Below are 3,328 nucleotides of genomic sequence, written 5' to 3'. Positions count from 1 at the left end.
CCCGCCTCAGCCTGCGCCTGATGGCCGACACGGTGGCGGTGGGCCTGTCGCCGGAGCGGCACAGCTTGCGTACGACCCGCGGCACCCTGGCCTACACCCACCTCGTTCTCGCCCACGGCGCCAGATCGGCGTTGCCGGCGTGCCTCGATCCGGCGCTGTGCTGGCGCGTCAACGACCTCGCGGCGTGGTCCGCCTTGCATGCCGAACTCGCGCGCGGTCCGCGGACCGTGGCGGTGATCGGTGCCGGCATGGTCGGCTGCGAGCTTGCCGAGGATCTCGCGCGCGCCGGTCATGGCGTCACGCTCATCGGCGCCGGGATGCTTCCGCTGCCCGAACTTCTGCCGCCGGCCGCCGGCCGCCGGCTCCTGGCGGGCCTCGAAAGACAGGGCGTGCGCTACCGCGCGAACAGCCTCGTGACCGGTCTGAGCCGCAGGCCGGACGGCAACGTCACGCTCGCCCTCTCGGACGGCGAGGTGCTGGACGCCGCCACCTTGGTCGCGGCGACGGGCCTTGCCACACCCTCACGGCTCGTACGGGGCGCCGGCCTCGCCTTCGACCGCGGCATCGTCGTCGATCGGGCGACGCTGCGGACGAACCGGACCGACATCTTCGCCCTCGGTGACTGCATCAGCATCGACGGGCAGCCCTGTCGCTTCATCGAGCCTGTCGCACGTCAAGCCGAGGTGATCGCGCATGCCATCGTCGGCCGGGTGCACCCGGGTTACGCGCATGCCGCGCCCGTCATCCGCCTGAAGACGCGCTCCGCGCCGGTCGAACTGCACGGCACGCCGAGGCCGGGTGTCGCCTGGCACATCGTCGAGGACACTGAACGGCGACTCGCGATGGAGCAGCGGCACGATGGCGAAGTCACCGCTTGGCTCGCAGCCTGAGGAGTCGACGATGACCAACGCCCTTCTCAAAAATGATCTCGTTCTCACGCTGGCGCACGAACAGGTGGCGGCGACCCTCTCGGGCACCCTCCCACGACCTGTCGTGCAAGGCTTCTTCGACGAGCCGACGAACACCGCGACCTTCGTCGTCCACGACCCGCACAGCCTTGCCGCGGCGGTGATCGACAGCGTCCTCGACTTCGACCCGGCGGCCGGGACACTGTCCTACGAGGCGGCGGATCGCGTCGTCGCCTACGTGCGGGCGCAGGGACTGACGGTCGCGTGGATCCTCGAAACCCACGTTCATGCCGACCACCTCTCGGCCGCCCCGTACCTGCAGGAGCAGCTCGGCGGACAACTCGCGATCGGCCGGGGCATCATCCAGGTCCAGGACGAGTTCGGAAAGCTCTTCAACGCCGGCACCGAGTTCGCCCGCACCGGCGCGGAGTTCGATCGCTTGTTCGATGACGGCGATTGTTTCGCGATCGGCGGTATCGCCGCACGCGTCCTCCACGTGCCGGGCCATACGTCCGCCGACCTCGCCTACGTGATCGGTGACGCGGCCTTCGTCGGCGACACCCTGTTCATGCCGGATTACGGCACCGCCCGTGCGGACTTCCCGGGTGGCGACGCGCGCCAGCTCTTCCGTTCGACCCGGAGGCTGCTGTCGCTTCCGGGCGACACGCGCCTGTTCCTGTGTCACGACTACAAGGCGCCCGGCCGTGACGAATACGTCTACGAGACGACCGTCGCGACGCAGCGGGCCGAGAACGTCCACGTCCGTGACGGGATGGCGGAGGACGACTTCGTCGCGATGCGCACCGCGCGCGACCGCACCTTGAAGGCGCCGCGCCTGATCATGCCGTCGATTCAGGTGAACATGCGCGGCGGCCGCCTGCCGCAACCGGAAGGCAACGGGACGCGCTACCTCAAGATCCCGCTCAAGACCGTTCGGTTATGAGCACGCCCCAGATGCCCGACCCGCCCCGGCGCGGGGCGTCCCGCGATGCCAATGCCGGTTCACGCCGCTCTCCCCGAGCCTGTCCGTGGCGGCCCAGCGCGACGAGACCGCCCTGGAGCAGGCCGCGCGGGTGGGCTTCCGGCTCGTGATCTGCAATCGGCCCGTTGGCGAGGAGGCCGGCCCGTGCTCCAGCGCCCTCCTGGCTTGGCGGTCCGAGGCACTCGGGATCGGCTTCCTTCGCATTCCGATACGCGCAGGGCGGTTTCCGGAGCAGGACATCGCCACCTTCCGGGCCGCGGTTGCGGACGCGGATGGTGCCGTTCTCGGCTCCTGCCGCAGCGGCAGCCGGTCGCCACGCGTGTGCTCGCCGACGGCCGACGTCGCGCTTGCAGGCAGACCAACCGAGACATTCGGATGCCGCGGCACTTCAGGCGGGATGCCTCGAAAATAAAGATGCCGGCATAATTCTTGCTGATACTTTCATGAACAAGCATCATCGGAGTCGGCGATGGCCCTCTTCAACAAAGACTCAGGTTTGCGACATCGCCTGAGCCGTCGTGGCTGCACCTGTGGCGCGCATGGTTCCCAGGGCGAGCACGATGCGGCCCTGCCGAGCGGAGATGCGGCGATCCAACGGGTCGTCGAGACATCGATGATGCGGGCGCTGTTCCCGCGGGATGCCGAGCGCCGCGCCTTTTTGAAGAGCGTCGGGGCCGGCACGGCGCTCGCCGCCGTCAGCCAGTTCCTACCCACGGGCCTCATCGCCGAGGCGTTCGCAGATGCCGGCAAGCCCGAGAAGACGGACCTGAAGGTCGGCTTCATTCCGATCACCTGCGCCACGCCGATCATCATGGCAAAGCCCATGGGCTTCTACGAGAAGCAGGGCCTCAACGTCGACGTGGTGAAGACCGCTGGCTGGGCGGTGATCCGCGACAAGACCCTCAACCGCGAATACGACGCCGCCCACATGCTGGCGCCCATGCCCATCGCGATCAGCCTGGGGCTCGGTTCGAACCCCGTGCCCTTCGCGGTCCCGGCGATCGAGAACGTCAACGGCCAGGCGATTTGCCTCGCCAACAAGCACAAGGACAACCGCGACCCGAAGAACTGGAAGGGCATGAAGCTTGCCATTCCGTTCGACTACTCGAACCACAATTATCTGCTGCGCTACTATCTGGCCGAACACGGCATCGACCCCGATACGGATGTGCAGCTGCGGTCGGTGCCGCCGCCCGACATGGTCGCGAACCTGCGCGCCGACAACATCGACGGGTTCCTCGCCCCCGACAACATCGTTCAGCGCGCCGTTTATGACGGCGTCGGTTTCATTCACATCCTCTCGAAGGAGATCTGGGACGGGCATCCCTGCTGCGCCTTCTCGATCGGGCAGGACACGATCCAGACAATGCCGAACGCGACCGCGGCCCTGCTGCGGGCGATCATGGAGGCGTGCGCCGTCGCCTCCATGATCGCCCGC

At 68.1% G+C, this 3,328-nt stretch carries 3 protein-coding genes and 1 pseudogene; all 4 read left to right on the top strand.

Going from position 1 to position 3,328, the window contains the following annotated elements; translation table 11 throughout:
• Nucleotides 1-890 (top strand): FAD-dependent oxidoreductase (locus tag MFF30_RS24875; RefSeq protein ID WP_238282898.1); only part of this gene is annotated, 890 nt, incomplete at its 5' end.
• Between the two features lie 10 nt (nt 891-900).
• Nucleotides 901-1,851, top strand: coding sequence for an MBL fold metallo-hydrolase (locus tag MFF30_RS24870; protein WP_238282897.1), 951 nt, complete (start codon nt 901-903; stop codon nt 1,849-1,851).
• A 76-nt stretch (nt 1,852-1,927) separates the two neighbouring features.
• A pseudogene (locus MFF30_RS26310) lies at nt 1,928-2,302 on the top strand (beta-lactamase hydrolase domain-containing protein); the annotation flags it as partial.
• A gap of 57 nt (nt 2,303-2,359) precedes the next feature.
• Nucleotides 2,360-3,328, top strand: a 969-nt coding sequence (locus MFF30_RS24865) for a CmpA/NrtA family ABC transporter substrate-binding protein (RefSeq protein ID WP_238282896.1), incomplete at its 3' end; no start/stop codon positions are given.

Source organism: Methylobacterium goesingense (assembly GCF_022179225.1).
Taxonomy (GTDB): domain Bacteria; phylum Pseudomonadota; class Alphaproteobacteria; order Rhizobiales; family Beijerinckiaceae; genus Methylobacterium; species Methylobacterium goesingense.
This window is presented reverse-complemented; position numbering and strand designations above follow the sequence as displayed.